General features: G+C 40.2%; 8 protein-coding genes. 3 read left to right on the top strand and 5 right to left on the bottom strand.

Translation table 11 applies throughout. The features are described from left to right. Positions 1–30: 30 nt before the first annotated feature. From P9M13_03890 to P9M13_03880, 3 genes are all read right to left on the bottom strand, one after another. Positions 31–807 (bottom strand): transporter, encoded by a 777-nt coding sequence (locus P9M13_03890; GenBank protein ID MDP8262427.1) that lies wholly within the window; start codon positions 805–807, stop codon positions 31–33. A 299-nt stretch (positions 808–1,106) separates the two neighbouring features. Then, positions 1,107–1,325 (bottom strand): hypothetical protein, encoded by a 219-nt coding sequence (locus P9M13_03885; protein MDP8262426.1) that lies wholly within the window; start codon positions 1,323–1,325, stop codon positions 1,107–1,109. A 97-nt stretch (positions 1,326–1,422) separates the two neighbouring features. Beyond that, positions 1,423–1,812, bottom strand: coding sequence for a hypothetical protein (locus P9M13_03880; protein MDP8262425.1), 390 nt, complete (start codon positions 1,810–1,812; stop codon positions 1,423–1,425). 489 nt (positions 1,813–2,301) lie between these two features. Here P9M13_03880 and P9M13_03875 point away from each other — a divergent pair, with 489 nt between their 5' ends. The 3 genes from P9M13_03875 (at position 2,302) to P9M13_03865 (ending at position 17,265) form a co-directional block, all read left to right on the top strand. After that, entirely contained in the window at positions 2,302–13,713 is an 11,412-nt protein-coding gene (locus tag P9M13_03875) for a HEAT repeat domain-containing protein (GenBank protein MDP8262424.1), read from the top strand. Between the two features lie 302 nt (positions 13,714–14,015). Then, on the top strand, positions 14,016–16,865 hold the full coding sequence (locus tag P9M13_03870; GenBank protein ID MDP8262423.1) for a hypothetical protein: 2,850 nt from the start codon (positions 14,016–14,018) through the stop codon (positions 16,863–16,865). A 220-nt stretch (positions 16,866–17,085) separates the two neighbouring features. Then, a complete protein-coding gene (locus P9M13_03865; GenBank protein ID MDP8262422.1) occupies positions 17,086–17,265 on the top strand; it encodes an ion channel in 180 nt (59 codons plus the stop codon). Here P9M13_03865 and P9M13_03860 read toward each other — a convergent pair. Then, positions 17,235–18,500, bottom strand: a complete 1,266-nt coding sequence (locus tag P9M13_03860) for a PEP-CTERM sorting domain-containing protein (protein MDP8262421.1) — start codon at positions 18,498–18,500, stop codon at positions 17,235–17,237. The genes P9M13_03865 and P9M13_03860 overlap by 31 nt on opposite strands. 293 nt (positions 18,501–18,793) lie before the next feature. After that, positions 18,794–19,023 (bottom strand): hypothetical protein (locus P9M13_03855; protein ID MDP8262420.1); only part of this gene is annotated, 230 nt, incomplete at its 5' end.

Below are 19,023 nucleotides of genomic sequence, written 5' to 3'. Positions count from 1 at the left end.
GTGCGTGTCCCTTTAATACCCGATATGCCTTTAAAACGTCAAAACAAAACCAGATGTTACCCTCAAAGCCGGACTCTCACTATTAAGTCCCGTCCCAACACCGCAATCAAACGCCAAAAAATCATTAATATTATAAATAAAACCTCCCAGCATATTCCATGGATCATTCGAGGCGTCTTTATTCTGATTTGTTTGCCCGTAAATTTCTGAGACCAAAACTAATTTGTCGGCAAGCTCATATTTTAGCGCGTAATTATTGCTAAAAGTATCCCTCAAGTTTTCACCGGAAGGTTTCCCCACAAAAGTATATCCAAAGTTCATTACAACAGATAATTTACCAAACGTCTTTAACATTAATAACTGTATTGTAAAGTCATTTGTTCCGGTTCCTAAATTCCTATCTTCGTCACCGCTTTTTGTTTTCAAATAACATGCAAAAGATATAGTCGGAATAAACTTTCCCTCTTTTACAGGATTAACCGCCCAGCACATTGAGATATCACCAAGACCATTTACGTTTTCTAGATCCGCATCACCATAGATGTTTGACACACGCGGTATTTCAATATCATACTCAAACCAATCAAATATTCCGTATTCAATATCGGAAACCCAATCCCATTCCTTATCATTATTGGCCTGTTTCAAAAAAGTTCCGCCTGTCGCAATTTGAAATTGCCCTCTCTTCAGCAAAGTCGGCTCAGATGTATTTAACGGACGGTTTTCCATTAACGCAAATGTCTGCGTCGAACTAATTACAATAAATAAAATAACAAATAATAAAATTCTTTTGATTATATTCACCACAAAATCTCCTTCCGGGTATTGTACCCGTTTTATTGTGTCCGTCAAAACCGGGCTAGCTCGTTTCAGCATTCTAATCTGCCAGGGATTTTTCTTCAAAATAGAAACCACAGGATAGGATTATCTGTTTGTCTTTTGAACGAGGATATTTTCTACAGTTAAACGGCTAGGACATATGCAACTCCTTTCATCCTATTATTATGCAGGATTCAAGTGTTGCACTGGTAACTTGAGCCTACCCTGTCCCCTTTACCTTCAGCGCCTCATCCGCCTTCTTGTGTTCGGTGATATCCTCAACAATTTTAACCGCTTTTTTTACACGTCTTACGCCCTTTTACCGGTTTTTTAGGTTTTTTAATGTTTTTTGCGGCGTTTCCTTTTTTTAGCATATTAAGCCCGGACCCGATAAACAATAATCCCGGCATGGCCGGAAGTATTATACCGACACAGCCAAAAGCTATTAATATTATTCCCGTAATTTTTCGTTTACGTAAATCAGCAATTCTTTTTTTAGCGTTCATTTCATCATCTATATTTAATACGTACTGTTTGAATATTTCTGTTAGTAGTTTGTTCCCAGCCAAAAAGGTATATCATTATATGGAGTTTACTCAATAATTATTTATTCGATTTCAGCCACTTAATTGCCCCTGCCTCATCCGTAAATAATTTGGTTGGCACAATAGGATTTGCTAATTTGAGATAACATTCTCCCGCCATTTTTACAAAAATATTCTTAACCATTAATGCAACTTTTTGAAAGACTTTCTTTATTTCCGGATCTGAGGACATATATTTAGTGGATTCGGGTGTCTGGTCAGTTACGTTCCCCATGTCTACCAAAAGAAGACATTTCTGTTTAGACCCTTTATTAAGCTTCTTACAGAACTTAACAACCTCCTTAGCCATCTCAAGGGTATATTCTTTAACAGCGACATTATGCCTTACGATACCATCTTCTATCCAATAACATCCATCTTTGCCATTTATCTTCTCTTTATATTTCATATCCACCTCTATAGTTACAACACATAAGTTTTAGTATTAATACCCTGCCCTTTATATTTATGTAACTTTACTTTTTTATCGTCCTTTGGGCGATCTTACTACCAATATGGAAACCTACTGCTAATAATGCACCATAAGCTATATACTGGGTCATGCAAACTCCTTCCCTCACCCGGGAAAAATAGAAAGTTTATTCCCTGTCGTTGCCTCTAAAGCCCGATTATAATTTTATGAGTCTAAAGTATTAGAAATTCGTATCTTTGTCAATAGGGGAAAGTGATTTTTGCAAATGCTCCATTTCGTATAGATTTTACGTAAAGCAAAAGCAATTCGCCCTATTGACAAAACCGCATTTATAGCGTATAATAAAAGCATTATAACATTTATAGAGAATGCTATAAATTGTGTGTCTTTGTGTCTAAATCAAAGAGGTTTAGATATAAGGATGTGTTGCATTTTTCTATAAATGAAATGGATTTTGGAAACAGAATGAAAAGTAAAGTAATACATAAAAGGTTATTTATAAAGATTATCGCCCTTGCGGTAACGATTGCTTTCCTATGCCAGAATGTTGTTTTGGCAAATCCTAATTTTCTTACAAGCAACGAGCGGCGAGTTACAAGTAATAAACTTGCTCCGTCGTCTGATGCGAAAAACGAATACGAAGATGCAGTTAATGCATGTAAAGCCATTCAGGATCAGGACAAAAAACCCGACGCCGTAAAAACTGTTGCAACAAAGGAAATAATCGAAAGCGGAACCACAGCCGGCGGCGCGTGGTTTGGACACCCGACATACATGCGCTGGCTTGCGTGGTGGATAGAACCTCTCTTGTCCTATTCGCTATCAGTTCCCGCGTACGTTCTTCTTATTTATAATAGTAACGAGGTATGGACGGCTCTGGTTTCCGCCGTGATTTTCTGGCTACCGCATGCGCTTCGCGGGAAAGTGGCTTTTAGCCGCGATGTTATCAGTTTAACAGTCGGTACAGCCTTGGCAGGGATTCCTCTTTTCGCTCTGGGGTTATGGCATCCCGCAACGCTTGTTGCACTGGGGATTCTCACCGCTTATCATTGCTACAAAAATTGGAATGCCATAGTACCCGTTGCTCTCAGTCCTCCCGGATTTTGGCGGCGGATGGTCTTTCACGGTCTGCAGGTCATCAGGGTAGGGGTATTCGCGGTAACGCTGACAGCCGTGTCAACAAGCATCATCTTTTACAACTGGGCCGCATTATCAGGTAGAGGATTTTCAATAACGCATGCCCTTAAGACTTTGCCCCCGATTGTGACGGTTGTAACGGAGACAAAGAAATCTGCATATCCGACAGTGAAAATTGATCTCGCGATAACTGCCGGCAAAGCAGACCGCCTATTCTGGGAATCAAAATTCAGTAATTATCCCGCTGATGTGCCGCTTTCTGCATTAATAACCCCCGAAAGGATCCGCGAGCTTCATTCAATGGGCCAGCTCAACCATCTCTTCAACGCCCTGCGTGCACAGCCTGAACTTATATATAGATATCTGGCTGAAATTCCCAAAAACCAGCACCAGGAATTTGCCCGTTATTTTGCCACGCTTAAACCTGGGACACGCCAGCAGATATTTTCTATCTTCTATAAACGTTTGAGGAATGACCTTCTGACGCTGGAAAGCGGCCGGACTGTTAAAGAAATGGTCTTTGGCGATTACCAGAAAGTCGTGGAGCAGGCAAACCGGATGGAACGCCTTTATTCAACACTGGTCCAGATATGCAACCGTATAAACCCGCTGAAACCGGGCGAATTGCCCGACAAAGCAGTCGCACCTCCTTCAATCATCGGTTTTACGAAAGACCGGACGATTTCAAATCTGGAGAAAATGTTTGAAGAAGAGATTAAGGCGATGGCGGATAAAGGCTATAAGGTCACTTTACCCGCACCGGATAAAGTCAATGTTTCAGAGATGGCGGCGTTGATTGGATATTATTTTTCGGATGCTCAAGTTCTTTTCTTGCGAGAGAATTATGCCGCACAGTTATTACAATGGGCAATGAGAGAGACCGATCCTTCAAATCCGTTGGCCCATCTCATAACGGACCAGGAATTATTGCGAAAAGCAATGTTGTTATGTGCCGATCCGCAGAATAAAACCGTTGATCTTTTCAAGGTCATTGCGACGATAGGTCATTATTATAAAGCAATGGCAAGAAACCCAGACTTAATTCTGGGCGGCCCTGAAGCACGAGGCCTTGAGGACGGCGCTGATTTTATCCGGAAAATGCATGACCGTATCTCTCTGACTTGGGCGCTTGACCCCTCGATTTCAAGAACGGTTGATGAAAACGGCCAACCCGTTATATTCTGGCGGCCCGTGGACGCGGATGGAAATGACTCGATACCGAAAGGCCAACGTGTGGGCATTCTGTGGTATACAACAGAGGACGATTCGTATCACGCTTGGAACTTTTTACTTACTGCTTTATATTGTAATGCTAAATCTTTTGATGAGATTAGTGGTGATTTTTATGAATACTCCCTACCAAAAAAGACAATAAGCGATGAACCTGTAATTGCCCGTCTTTTAACAAAACAAAAAACAGCACAAGAAATTATATCCAATGCATTCGCAACGCTTAGTTCGGAAAAACATCTATGGACGGATGATACTTCAGCGCTGCCAGTTTACTATAAATATGCCCAGGTTCTGGAAATAGATGAAGATTTATTAACAATGTTTGGTTTTACGGGGGCCAAAGGAAAAATTAAGAGTGAGGAATATTCTAAGAACATATTTGCGGAGGTCGGCAAATGGATATATCAGGATCTGGTTGGGAAAGGATCCGTTCTTTTGATTGACCAGCCGGAGATTATTGAAAATAGTCAGAACGTCTCAAAAAGAACAATTATGGGCGGCAGGACAGTCGAATCATATATTGCTGAAATCACAGCGAAAAGGGAACGTTTGGGCAGTTCGTCACTAGAGGAATGGCTCAAAAAAGATCCGGTTGGTTGTATAAAGTATCTGCTGGCGGCAAAACAAATTGATCATTTAAAAGATCAAGAATGGGTGGGGATAGGCAACGATGCTTTGAAAAGAATGATTCAACAACCAGAATCAATAGAGTTGTTGAGGTTTTTATCATCGTGTAGCCATAATAAGGGTATAAGGTATATTGTTGCAGGTAATTCCAATACCCCTGTTGATGTATTAAAACGATTAGCTTCGGATCTTGATCTATATGTGAAATGTGCTGTTGCAGGTAATTCCAATACCCCTGTCGATGTATTAAGACAATTAGTTTCGGATCCGAGGTCTTCTGTTCGTCAGGGTGTTGCGTTTAATTCCAATACCCCTGTTGATGTATTAGAACGATTAGCTTCAGATCCGAGGTCTTCTGTTCGTCAGGGTGTTGCGTTTAATTCCAATACCCCTGTCGATGTATTAAAACGATTAGTTTCGGATCCGAGGTCTTCTGTTCGTCGTGGTGTTGCGTTTAATTCCAATACCCCTGCTGATGCATTAAGACAATTAGTTTCGGATCCTGATCTATATGTGAAATGTGATGTTGCAGGTCATTCCAATACCCCTGTCGATGTATTAATACAATTAGCGTCAGATTCAGTTGAATCTGTGCGAAAAATTGCCAAAGCAACGCTTGAAGAGATTTCTAAAAAATCTCTACCTCAACCGCCCAAAACACCGGTTATTACGCCGGTGATTGAAAAGTTTGCCCCCCTTACCCAACCCAGCACAACAAAACTTCTTGGTGAAAAGATTGGTGATGATGAAGGACTGGTGTTTGATTTAGGAAAGGCTCAGGAACCGAAGACGCTTTCAAAAACGATAGTAGACGCCTTGAAGGCAGAAGGGATTACGGTTGCGGATAATGCGCAGGACAACCTTACTATTATCCAGAGATATTTTAGCTTTATCAGGGCAAGAGCCCCGGATATGACTAGGGATATAGGAGACTATCAGATCGAGTTCCGCAAGAATGTTCTCCACTACGCAACGATAGAAGGCAGCAAAATATTTATTGATATCGCTCTTCTCAATCAAAATTCAAAAGATCTCCTTCCATTCTTAACGTTTGTCTTAGGCCATGAAGGCTCTCACGCGCTTGATCAAGATGTTGATGAAAAAGCGGCTCAGGAGATGGACTGGGTGAGATTCCAGGCATTCAGCAAAAGGCATCAACAATCTGTTTTAAATGTTCTCAGGCTGTTAGGCGCCGAAAAAAGCTATGTAGAAAGTCTAACTGGCCCTAACACTAAACTAGTAAAAGCGCTTGAAGTAGTCCGTCAATACCGTATTTATTCACAGGTGGTTGAAGCAATCAAACGTGTTCTAGGTAAAGGCGAAACCAAACCAATTGAAGAGTCGTTATACCCTGCATATTCTGGTGCGAGTGAAATTCTCAGTACAGTTGTAAAGACAGGGCTAATATTTGGAGCCATACTGTTAGCAATAAACTGGTCGATACCATTTATGATAACAGCAGGATTAGTTTTAGGAGTATATGGATTAGCTAAAATAGCGCTATATAATAAATTCTCGCGAAAAATTATTATTATACCGGCCATTGTTCTTATTATGCTAATAAGCAGAATGCTCCTTGTCGTGCCTGCTGATGTATCAAAAGCCGAAGTTCCAACGGCAGCTCTTGTTAATCCGCTGCAGTTTAGTGTGTGGGGGGTACGCCAGGTCATATCGCATACAATCGATTCATTTGTTAAATCGTTCATTAAAGACTTAGAAGATGGATCGGTCCAGGTGCGTAAACATGCCGCGCGGGCTTTGGGAAAAATAAAGGGTCGGAGAGCGATTAATCCTTTGATTAAGGCTCTGGGTGATGGCTCACATGTTGTCCAGAAGGAGGCTGCCCTGGCGCTTGTGTCTATTGGTAATCCGGTAATTATTTCCCTAAAGAATAAGTTAGATAATATTTGGATTATGACGAGGGCGAATAGAAAAATTGTAGAGTGGACTCCATGGATTTTGGGAGAGCTTCAAACTAAGGACGCTCTTAAATTTCTTTCTGAAATTATTTTTAATGAGGGTAACTCCCAACTTCAGTTTGATGCTGTTAATGCTGTGTGTAAATACGATACGGAGGATGCTGCGCGTCTCTTGTTCAAATTCTTAAACGTAGGATGGAACTCTTATCATGTAGGGCTCATGGATCGTGGGTATGCCCCGCGTATAAATGCGATTTATAAATTGGGTAAACTAAAATACGCGAGAGCGGTTCCGCTTTTTTTGCGGATTAATGCGACCAGTCGTGATCTGGAATTAGGCAATGCTGCAAGTGGAGCATTAGATATGATTGGGAAAGCAGGATTAGACTATCATATACAAATGTTGGACAGTCAAAATGACATAATTTGTACATTCGCTGCATTGTATTTGGCTAAAATAGGCGATTCCAGCGCTGTTAAGCCGCTAATTAAAACAGCATTAAATAACCCGTATTGGCAGATTCAAATGCGTGTGGCAGAGGCTTTAGGAAAAATTGGAGATAAAAAAGGGGTTGGTCATCTGCTTGATATGCTAAAAAAATATACCGAAATGAAAACACCTATTGGCGGAGGTTTTTGGAAGAAAAATATCTTAATCGTAGAAAGGATTATAACCGCATTGGGTAAGCTGGAAGATTCAAGGGCTATAAATCCTATCGTTGAGTTTTACAGAAGGACCGGTATTGCCAATATTGAACTTCAAGAAGCGGCTGTGGTGGCGTTGTGCAGACTTGCATTAGCATATCCCGATATCGGCATCGCCGAGAAAAAGATCATACCCCTATTAGAAAATCATATAGAAGGAAGCTATGGGTGGCCGTGTCAAAAAGGAGCTTTTAAAAAGATAAATAAAAAGGTTTTACCGAAATTTATTATTAATTTGATACACAAGAGGAATGAAATAATGTATGGAGTGTTTTCCCTTGGGGATATCGTTTCAATATATACCAACGACGAATTTATTGAGAAGACCAAAGATCTTGATTTTGCAAATCAGTTTTCGATTGCCAGGGCAATAAAACTTACTTTACAACGTTTTGAACTTGGTTTTACGGCAGAAAACATTGAAAAGGCCCTGCCGATTATACTGGATGCGATTGAAATTCATTCTAAAAGAATAATGTTTGATAAAAATACTAATTTAATAATTATGTCCAATCATGAAAGCGTGTTCCATCCTGCGCTATGGGAAGAATTTGCGGGGAGATTTGGGGTAAAACATATTAAAAGTTTTGTAGGCGGTTATCATAAAAAGAAATTTCTTAGTGAAGTGGAAAAATGCCCGAAAAATGGGGTAGTTATTATAAATGGTCATTATAAACACTTAAATAGTGTTTCACTTGATAGGAAAACTCTTATAACTTCACAGGAATTAGCAAGTGCTCTGAAAGCACGTGCAGCCCAAAATAACGGAATATTATCAGATATGTTTATGGTAGTGGTAACATGTAAATCAGCGAAGGTTGCAGTAAATACAATAAATTTACTGAAAGAAAGCGTTGAGAAAGGCGAGATTAAGGACCTTCCAGTTTTTGTGTCGGCGTGTAACAGATTTACGAATATGCCGACCGGAAAGTTTGTAGACAGTTTGCGCAGGGCAACCCGCAACAAAACTGAAGTAAGGATAGCCGATATAATTAGCGCGGAGAAGTTTGTTGCCGATAAAGTAGATTTTGCTTTCTTCTTTCCTCTGTTAGGGGAATTGAAAGAGCAGTTTGTCAAGGCCTTCCCTGTAATAAAAATAGATAAGCGCAAAATCGCTAAAAAGAGCCTGATTCATCCATACTTATCTATGATAGATGGATTTGACCCCCTCACCCAGCCCGGTGCAACAGAGCCTTTGGGTGAAAAGATTGGTGATGATGAAGGGCTTGTGTTTAATTTAGGAAAGGCGCAAGAACCGAAGGCGGTTAGAGAAGAGATAGAGACGCTTTCGAAAACGATAGTGGATGCTTTGACGGCAAAGGGGATTCCGGTTGCGGATACCGCGCAAGACAACCTCACTATTATGCAGAGGTACTTTAGATTTATCAGAATCAGAGCGCCGGATACGACTAAGGATATAAGAGACTACCAGATCGAGTTTCGCAAAAATGTTCGCCACTACGCGACGATAGAAGGAACAAAAATATTTGTTGATATCGCTCTTCTCAATCAAGCCCCAAAAGATCTCCTTCCATTCTTAACGTTTGTCTTAGGTCATGAAGGCTCTCACGCGCTTGATCAAGTTGTTGATGAAAAAGCGGCTCAGGAGATGGACTGGGTGAGATTCCAGGCATTCAGCAAAAGGCATCAACAATCTGTTTTAAATGTTCTCAGGCTGTTAGGCGCCGAAAAAAGCTATGTGGAAAGTCTAACCGGCCCTAACCCTAAACTAGTAAAAGCGCTTGAAGCAGTCCGTCAATACCGTATTTACTCCCAAGTGGTTGATGCAATTAAACGTGTTATAGGTAAAGGCGAAACCAAACAAATTGAAGAGCCGTTATACCCTGCATATTCTGGTGCGAGTGAAATTCTCAGTACAGTTGTAAAGACGGGGCTAATATTTGGAGTTATATTAACAGCACTAAACATAGGCCTGATACCTTTCATGGCAATAAGTGGCTCGATATTATTTGCAGTTTTAGGAGGATATGGATTAGCTAAAATAGCATTATACAATAAATTCGCGCAAAAAGTTGTTATTACACTTGTTACTATTATGCTGATAAGCGGAATATTCCCTGTCGGGTCCGCCGGTTTATCAAATGTATTGAGAGCCCAAGTTCCGGCAGCAACAGTTTCTGCGTCGCCGGCCACAGTCTCCAAACCCATGCAAGATAGGATAAAGGAGTTAATAAAACAATTAGGGGATGAAGATTGGCAGATCCGCAAAACTGCAGAGGAAGAATTAATTGAATTTGGTGAACTAGTAATTCCCTCCATTATCAAAGCCTGCAGCGATAACAACAATTATATCGTTTTGGCAGCAAGAAGAGTCTTAGCTAAAATTGGCAAACTAGCGCCGAAGATCAAGCTTTTAGATCTTATCAAGCTTTTAGATAATGAGAATGCGTGGATCCGCCGATTTGCAGCAAAAACATTAGATAAACTAAACTGGGAACCTGGAACTGTGCAGGAAAAAATATCTTATCTTATTGCGAAAAATAAAGAAAGGAGTTGGGATGAATTGATTGAAATTGGCAAACCAGCAGTTAGACCAATTATTGAAGTCCTGGGTGATAACCACCCGTTTGTATGCGAGGACGCTACTTATACCTTAATAGGAATTGGCAAACCAGCAGTTGAATCTCTTCTCAAATTTTTAGAAGATAAGAAAGGTCAGGAGAACTATGCATATCATCGCAGGGCTATAGCAGTGGTATTAGGTGAGATTGGAGATGAAAGGGCAGTTGATATTCTTGTAGAAACGTTATTAAACAAGAATGAATTTTTGGGCGTTCGCCAATCTGCGGTAAAAACATTAGATAAACTAAACTGGGAACCTGGAACTGTGCAGGAAAAAATATCTTATCATATTGCAAAAAATAAAAAAAAGAGTTGGGATGAATTGATTAAAATTGGGAAACCAGCAGTTAGACCAATTATTGAAGTCCTGGGTAATAGAGACGTGTTTGTATGCAGGAACGCTACTTATGCCCTAATAGGAATTGGTCCACCAGCGATTGACATTCTTATTGAGGCATTAAAAGATAAAAACGAGAACGTCCGCAGATATGTTACATACGCCCTATTAGGAATTGGTCAGCCGGCAGTTGAACCGCTTCGTAATGCTTTAAATGATAAAAACGCAGAGGTACGTAAAGCGGCGGCATATGCATTGGGCGAGTTTAGAGATATAAAAGCAGTTAAACCACTTCGCGAAATCTTAAAGGATGAAGAGGAAGATACACCTGAAGACCCAAAAGCAATTAAGTTACTTATTAAATCATTAAGCGATAAAGATTCAGAATCAGATGTGGTTGTAGACTTAATTAGAATTGGAGAACCGGCGTTGAGCCAACTTATCAAAGCATTCGTGGATGAGAAGAATATAACCGTTCGCGGCTGGATAGTAGCGACAATACGCATACTTGACATAAAAGCCAAAGAAGCCAAAGAAAGAAGATATAATTTCTTTATCGAAATTTTGAAAAATAAAAAAGCAGCAGCCAAACTCCGCGCAGACTCAGCACATGCATTGGGTGAGATTAAGGATGAAAGGGCAATTAAACCGCTTATTAAATTGTTAGGTGATAAAAATGTGCTTGTCCGCATATATGCAGCAGTCGCATTAGGCAAATTCAAAAACGAAAAAGCATTTGAATCGCTTTGCAAACTTTTAGAGCATAAAAACTCATTTGTTCGCTTATCGGTAGCAAGGCTTTTAAATGAGCTTATAACCAAACATTTTCCTGAGGCTGAAGACAAAAAAAAGATTGCCCCTATTATAAAAACTTATCTGCAGAATAATATTTTAAAAGGAAAAGCTGTAACATTAACTGATAGCGAAGCTATAGCAAGAGTTTTTGTCAACTTGATGTATAGGAAGGAAGAAATAGAAGAAGGCGCACTAAACCCTGTGGATATAGTGTCGATATATTCTAATAGGGAGTTTTATTCAAAAACTAAAGATTTAGGCTTTGCCAATCAGTATTCCGTAGCAAGAGCAATAGACCTCACGATAAAGCGCTTTGGGCTTGATATATCTGACGAAAATATTGAAAAGGTTTTGCCTTTTATAATCGAAGTTACGGAAAAGTTTTCTAAAAGAGTTGTGCTAAATAAAAACGCACATTTAATTATAGTTGTTCATTCAGAGTATCTCTTTGATCCTTTAGCTATTGCCGATTTTGCCAGGAAACGTTTTGGTGTAAGGGATGAAAACATTCAGGTTTTTAGGGGAACAGAGGATAAAGAGTATATTTTACAAGCGATTCGAGAGTGCCCGCCTAACACAACAATTTGGTTTGGCGGACATGGAGGTCCAAGCCATTTCTGGTTAGAAAATGGCCAAGTTGGAAGAGAGATATCCGATCATTTAGATGCCATTAGCTACAAAGAGTTAGCTAATTCTTTGATATATTGGCGGGCAGGAAATAATAACTATAAACATTCTGACTTAAACATAATTATAGAGTCCTGTTTTTCCGCGGATTTTATTGTTGAGACTTTGGACTCTCTTGTTAATAGTTTGAGTAAAGGTGACATTAAAAGTTTACCAATGGTAGTAGCAACCACTAATAGAGGTGCCACGAGCAAAGGGATTGACTATTCGAGTTTGCTTCTTGATAGTTTGTTATTGGCAACCAAGAACAAACTGGAGTTACCAACTGATGATCCTCGTAGGGCTCTCATCGTAAATGATATTTTTGATGCTGAAGAGTATGCTGTACAGTGTGAAGATTTTGCCTTCTTTTTTCCTATGAATGAGGGAAAGTTCCAGAAATTAAAGGAAGTCTTGGGAGTATCAGAAAAAGATATAAAAGAATTAGTTAAACCCGCTATTTTTAGGTTTGGAAGTGTTAATATCCACCCATTCTTACCTACGATAGATAGATTTGATCCACTCACCCAGCCCGGGGCAGCAAAGCTTTTGGGTGAAAAGATTGGTGATGATGAAGGGCTGGTGTTTGATTTAGGAAAGGATCAAGAACCAAAGACGCTTTCGAAAACGATAGTGAACGCTTTGACGGCAAAGGGGATTCCGGTTGCGGCTAACGCGCAGGACAACCTTACTACTATCCAGAGATATTTTAGATTTATAAGGGCAAGGGTGCCGGATACGACTAAGGATATAAAAGACTACCAGATCGAGTTCCGCAAAAATGTTCGCCACTACGCGACGATAGAAGGAACCAAAATATTTATTGATATCGCTCTTCTCAATCAGGATCCAAAAGATCTCCTTCCATTTTTAACATTTGTCTTAGGCCATGAGGGCTCTCACGCGCTTGAGCAAGTTGTTGATGAAAAAGCGGCGCAGGAGATGGATATCGAGCGGTTCAAGGCGTTTTCTGGCGTTCACCAGCAAGCCGTTGTCAGGGTGCTTGCGGGGCTGGGGGTGAATAGGGAATATTTGGAAAAGCTGTTATCGGCGGCCTTTTTTGGAAGCCGGCTGGCTAAAAATATAGCGAAGGAGATGGCTGAAGAGCCCAATATGTCGACGGCTGTCGATGTCCTGGCACTGCCGGTGGTACCGGCGGAGAAGGCCAATCGGCCGAAGGTCATCTATTTAACGATTAGTCCCGATATCGTGAACCTGCATGAAGAGATAGCGAAGAGGGCACAGAAGGAGAATCTTATCATCATACCGGTGTATGACAAGAGATACGCTGTGCCGTTTGATTATGTGAATAACATAGCGAAGAAATATCCGAACATTTTTATGAAACCGGTCGAAGTGGAGACCGTCCGGTCAGAGGTGGCGAATGAACCGCTCGGGGTTGCGGCTGTCGCGTACGCGAACCGCCTGCTGAGAGGAATGGGTATAATGACGGTGGTGGAAGCAAAAGATGTCGGATGGCTCAATTCTTCGGACGAGGCCTATCGGATAAAGGATATTGTATCAGACCGGGCGAAACTGCTGGAGGTAACACCGAGGCCGCTCGACCCAAAGAAAAACGAGATTCACCATATCGGATCGCTCTTGGATATTACGGGGAAGGGCATAGAACTTCATCAACGGCTGGGAAAAAAGTTTGAGACGATGACATTTGCTGAGTTGGCGGGTTATATCGATGATCCCGCTTTGAAGAAACAGTTCCGAGAATTTGTAGCCTATCTAATGGGTATAAAGGAAGATGAGGTAGCCAAGATGAACGTAGCAGAATTTATGAAAGCGCCTCTTCCAGTCACAGTTCCGAGTAAATCAACGAAGACAAACTACAGCATGATGCGGGCAATCATGACGGCGGCATAAAACCGACATGTTTTTGAGATATTATTTACAGAAAGCACATTCTTTATCGGGATGTGCTTTTTCATTTATTATACCTTGAAAACACGTGAGTTAGGAGGCTTTTTTGTCTATATTCCTTTTCTTATCCGCTATTTTGGGGACCAATATCCCTATTGACAAAACCGCATTTATAGCGTACAATAAAAGTGTTATAACATTTATAGAGAATGCTATAAATTGTGTGTCTTTGTGTCTAAATCAAAGAGGTTTAGATATAAGGATGTGTTGCATTTTCTATAAATGAAATGGATTTTGGAAACAGAATGAAAAGTAAAGTAATACATAAAAGACTATTAATAAAAATTATCGCACTTGCGGTAACGATATCCTTCCTCTGCCAAAATGTTGCTACAGCAGGCCCTTTTATTAAACGAGATACGAAACATGCCCTTGCTCCCAAATCTATTTTCGAAGATTCAAATACCGATAAAAATCAACTCAGAAATAAGATAAGCAAACTTTTAGATACCATTTTGCAAGAAGATAAGTTAAGGAAATCTTCAAAAAGGCGAAAGTTTCTGGCTGAAAACCTCCCGCAAATTCCTGAGCTAAGAAAGATGATGTTTAATCTGCTTGCACCATTAAAAGGTGTTGCGTTGCGTGAAAAAAGAAGGATTTCTAGGGCTCTAGTCAATGAGGGATACTTAAGCAGATCAGATATCCTAAAGATACGCAAGATAGCAAAGATGGCAATCCCCAATATTGTTATGGATTATCTGGAAGAACATGATGGGATTGTGCCACAAAAACAGTTTTATAAAGATATGGAGAATGAATTAGCGTTAAAAAGGATAGATTTTCGTGGAGGTGTCAATAATCTTATTGTGAGGCATGAATTGGTTTTCAGAGATAATGAAAGAGGGGAAAACTGTGTTTTTACAACGAGTAAGTATGTTGAACTGTTTTTGAAGGTTTTAAAAGAAGACAGCACTAAAGATTTAGACAATTTTCTCGATAAAAGCCCAATCTATCGTTCAGCTATAAGGGAAAAAGATCCTGTTATAAGAGAGGAATTAAAAGAACTTCTTTATGATTTTGCTGTGATGTCTAAAGACCCTCAAGATCAGTATTATATCCTTTCAGAAAGAGGAGCTCAACTTGATGTTATAGAATTCCTTTCCTCATTTAAGACGACTGCTGAAAATAGGCAGTACATTTATAGCCAATTAAGAAGAATAAGTTCTCTTTCGGATAATAGAAGACTAGATGCTTTTAGCCCTATTTACTTCTTTCTTAAATATGTATTAGGGGAAGATATTCATAACATTCGCTACCTGGGATGGGCTATGGATAGGATTTTAGAACTTTTAAATGGTAATTTAATGAAAAGCGGAGTGATTGTAACTGATATAAACAATGTGATTAGGGAATTACCTTCTAAGGATTATCCTCTGGAAGAGAAATATAGACAATTTTGTGATGAGGTAAAAGTTTCCCCCGATATTGCCTGTGCATTTTTTATATTATGTTTTGATATGTTTAAAGACGACAAAGATACATTTGAGAGTGTTAAAAGGGTTATTTCCCTCATAGATAAGGATGATTTTTATCTCTATGACCAGTTTATAACTGATTTCTACATGATTAAATATTATAGAAATCCTTATCTGAAACATATTTTTAAGAGTGCAAGGAATTTAACCAAGGATGATTTGCCAGGGTTTTTTGAAAGTTTGCGCTTCATTTCTATTCTAAATGAATATAAACCAGGCGAGTTGGGAAGTGTTGTTAATACAGACACCTTTTTGTTACAGAAAAATATTGCCGAAATAAACGGATATCTGTCTGATGTTTTAAAAGGTATTGAGAATAAAAACCTGGAGACTACAAAGGTTTTAATAGAAAAATTGTGGATGGATCATAAAAGAGATTCTCAAGAAACTGATTTTGTTATTTCCCCGATTATAGAGAGCGGAACTAGCTGGACCGTTATTAGTGATGCCGTTGCACAAATTACAATGATTATTAGGCCCTCTCAGAAAACAAGAAACAATTACCCCGAGCAGATGGATGCTCTGCAACATGCCAGGAATTATTCAATACCCTATAGAGACATTATAGGGCAAATTATCGGCACTTTTGCCACGGTTAATGGAGAGAGAGTTTTTTACGTTGGAGAGATACAGTCCTTTGGGTACTGGAATCTATCCAGAAGTATGAGAAATAGAATGAAGAAATGGATGCCATTTATTATTGGGAGACTTGAAGAAAAATTGAGTTCGATTGGTATAAAAACGATTTATATTGAGGATTTGGGTATCCTTGGTTCTTTAACACCTAAGAATGCTATGATTCATTACGGTGTCTTGTTGAACGAAGAATACGGCTATAAGAGGACAGTGGTTAATGTTTCATTTTATCCAAAAAGCAAAGAAGAGAATAAAAAGTGTATGTATAAGCATATTTTTAAAAAAGAATCAAAACCTGCTGAAGGCCAGGAAAAGTTTGTTGAAAAAACCATTTATGAGAAGACACATAGATTACCGAAAAAAATAGTCGATAATATTGATAATAGAGCTGAGATGAATGATATGGATGACATGATAGGCCTCTATTGGCTTATATTCAAACCAAGGTGGACTACGAAATACTATCGAATGATGAAAATACATTTGCGAAATGCTATAAAAATGCAAGGCAAGGATATTTCACATACTCCCACCCCGCGTATCTGGGTTTATCGAGATGAATCAGGCAGGGTAAGAGGTTATACCACTGTGCTTTTGTCTAAGGGTAGTGATGAAATGATAAAAGTTCATATTGCGGAGGCTGCGGTTGATGAGAACTGCCAAAACCAAGGCATTGCCTACGCTTTGAAGGCCGTTATGATGGAAGACATGCAAGCTTTGGGAGCAACCCTTTTTACCACGAACCCAACTGGAAAAAAGACAGAAGATGAAAAGAAATATATAAGCGAAGTTATGGCAGAGGAGTTTGGTTTTAAATGGGCTGAGAATGGAAGTAATAAAATGGTCTTTGATGCCGCTAAACTGAGCAAAAAAGAAGAAAAGCTTATCAAAGTCGAGGGAGAAAAAGCAAAGTCCGCCAAACCTGTGAAAGTCAAAATAGATGAAACGAGCAAAGCGAATGTTTTAATTGAAGTTAGTTTATAGTGAGCAAGAGAATATATATATTGTATATTGGGGACGGTTCTGCGCGTTATCAATGGTATCGAAAGGGGTACCAATGAAAACATCAACAGGATTATCCGACGATTCGGTGCTAAAGGCAGAAAGATAGAAAAACTGACACAATCAACTATTCAGACTATAGAAAACTGGATTAATAACTATCCACGCAAGATACTAAATCTTCAATCTGCTCAACAGGGGTTTGAAAGAGAACTTTAGGGGGGTAACTCTTGCTACGCTCGGGTATTGGGACATAACGCCTGTAACTGATTTTGTGCGTAATCTCGCTGTTATGGAAGCTATTCTCGGACAGCTTTTTCTTACCGTGTTTATTGCACGTCTCATTGGTCTTCAGCTTTTTAAGCCTCTTCTACGAAAATAAATAAGCCCAAAAAGACCTAAGCCGAATAGTGCGTAAGTTGACGGTTCGGGGACTGCGGCAAATGTTAGATTGATATTGCTGCCGTCCTGTTCAATGCCAAAAGACCCGCCGCCGAGGGCATTTGTAAACAAACTGTCATCAATAGTAAACTTATCAGCAGAGAAATCTGTAATTTCGCCAGAAGCCGTTGCTATAATCCATGAATAAGGGTCAGAGTTATCAAAGTTAGCGGCATCGACTCCCATTGTTGATAGGTTAAGATTGAATTTATTGCCGGAGGTTGCGGTTATGCCTAGTCCTCCTGTAATATTAAGCCAATCCCAGCCGAGACCCAAAGGGGCCCCTTGTAAACCTGTGGCATTATTAATCTCCCAAAGATATGTACCCCCGCTTTCCCACGTAGTAGCACCGGCATTCAGCGTGCCAGGACTCAATCCCGGAGAAAAAGTACCGCCGTCTGCGACGGTCATATTTCCGACCGTCCCTGATCCAATAAGCGTACCCCCGTTAATTGTAACAGCACTGCTGGTAATACCACCCGTCACTGAAAGTGTTCCCAGACTAATCGTGGTTTCTCCAGAATAGGTGTTTGATCCACTCAGTGTCACTGTTGTCGCCCCGGTTTTGGTAAGACCGCCGGAACCGTTGATTGCCGCTGACACTGTTCCGCTATTGATAGCCGAAACATTTTCTCCCTCGCTCACGTTGATTGTACCTGCAATATCACCTGTGGTGTTAAGCGTAACATTTCCATTAAGGGTGCTGCTGCCGAAGGTGGAGGAGCTGTCGTTAAACGTGGTGGTGCCGGTGATGGTGCTCATCACATTTGTTGAAGAGCCGTTAAACGTGGTGTCGCCGGTGATGGTGCCTGTCAGATTGTAGGAGCTGCCGTTAAACGTGGTGTCGGCGGTGATGATGCCGCGGTTGGAGGAGCTGTCGTAGAACGTTGCTCCATTCGTGACAGTCAGGGTTGCGCCGGCACTGCCAAACTCAGAGGTGCTCGTCGTATGGCTCGCAAACGTATTGACCGTCTTGTCTCCACCCAAGTCGTCGATGTAGGAAAGGAATATTACATCGTCTCCAACACCAGGAAGTACACCCTCGCTCCAGTTCTCATCCATTTCCCAGTCGCCAGGAACCATCGAACCATTAAAATTATTTGTCACCGCATTTACTAACCTAGGGATTGAACAAACAAGTAAAAACATTATGATTGCGAAAATCAACTTTTTCATTATGATCCTCCTGTTAATTAGGGAAACCCCTGATTATAATTTTATGAGATTAGAGTATTAGAAATTCGTATATTTGTCAATAGGGGACAGTCCCCCCCAACGATTCCGCAACAATACGCATAAGGTATGATTTTAAGCTTAATTAGAGGTTTTTAAACAAAGGGTCATATTCGCGAAAGGATTTCGCTTAAAAAATTGGATTACAAAAGACGATTATATCTACCGTAAAGACACCGCTCCCTTAATTCTTTTAAGTAACTCAAATAATAACCAATAACACCACATCATGGATATCATGGGCCGGAATAATCGCCGGCACACGTAAACTCTGTCGCGTATAACTCACTGGCTATCACCAATGCCCAGTATTTGCGGCTCCGGCCTCTTCGGATTTCCGGTTTTAGATTAAGTTCAATAAAAGCATTAAATAAATTATACGCTATCATCAACGTCAACCAGAATACGTCTATTGCATTGGGATCATGTTTATAAATATGGTCGGCATGCCATGCATTTACCAACT

The sequence above is a fragment of the Candidatus Ancaeobacter aquaticus genome (genome assembly GCA_030765405.1).
GTDB classification, from domain to species: Bacteria; Auribacterota; Ancaeobacteria; order Ancaeobacterales; family Ancaeobacteraceae; genus Ancaeobacter; species Ancaeobacter aquaticus.
This window is presented reverse-complemented; position numbering and strand designations above follow the sequence as displayed.

What these genes read in the sequence shown, in the direction of transcription:
- P9M13_03870 (MDP8262423.1), top strand. Translation starts at nt 14,016, where the DNA reads ATGAAAAGTAAAGTAATACATAAAAGACTATTAATAAAAATTATCGCA.
- P9M13_03885 (MDP8262426.1), bottom strand. Translation starts at nt 1,325, where the DNA reads ATGAACGCTAAAAAAAGAATTGCTGATTTACGTAAACGAAAAATTACG.
- P9M13_03860 (MDP8262421.1), bottom strand. Translation starts at nt 18,500, where the DNA reads ATGAAAAAGTTGATTTTCGCAATCATAATGTTTTTACTTGTTTGTTCA.
- P9M13_03880 (MDP8262425.1), bottom strand. Translation starts at nt 1,812, where the DNA reads ATGAAATATAAAGAGAAGATAAATGGCAAAGATGGATGTTATTGGATA.
- P9M13_03875 (MDP8262424.1), top strand. Translation starts at nt 2,302, where the DNA reads ATGAAAAGTAAAGTAATACATAAAAGGTTATTTATAAAGATTATCGCC.